This is a genomic window from Mesorhizobium sp. M7A.F.Ca.US.014.04.1.1 (assembly GCF_003998745.1).
Classification (GTDB): domain Bacteria; phylum Pseudomonadota; class Alphaproteobacteria; order Rhizobiales; family Rhizobiaceae; genus Mesorhizobium; species Mesorhizobium ciceri.
The window spans coordinates 1-367 of record NZ_RZRW01001487.1 but is presented as its reverse complement, the minus strand read 5'-3'; the positions used below and the strand labels follow the sequence as shown (position 1 = coordinate 367).

1 protein-coding gene is annotated in these 367 nt (G+C 63.8%); it reads right to left on the bottom strand.

All coding sequences use genetic code 11. The features are described 5' to 3' along the window. A partial coding sequence (locus tag EOA22_RS37265) for a tRNA (cytidine(34)-2'-O)-methyltransferase (RefSeq protein WP_164756365.1) occupies positions 1-367 on the bottom strand: 367 nt, incomplete at its 5' end.

The following is a 367-nucleotide window of genomic DNA, read 5'->3' as shown; positions in this document are numbered from 1 at the left end:
CTATCCGAGTTGCCGGATGGCTTCGCCCGCCACCATGGCGACGGACAGCGCGACATTGATGCTGCGCGCCGCTCCCTGCATGGGGATGGTCAGCCGCGCATCCGCCGCCTGATGGACAGGATCCGGAACGCCTGCGGATTCGCGGCCGAACAGAAGAATGTCGCCTTCGGCGAAGGTGAAGCTGGTGTAAGCGGTCGTGGCTTTGGTCGACAGCAGCACCAGCCGGCGCGTGCCAGTTTTGCGCCAGTCCTCGAAGGCGTGCCAGTCGACATGCCGGGTCAGAGCAGCCATTTCGAGGTAATCCATGCCAGCTCGCTTGAGCGCTTTGTCGGAGAGCGGAAAGCCGGTCGGTTCGATGATGTCGACG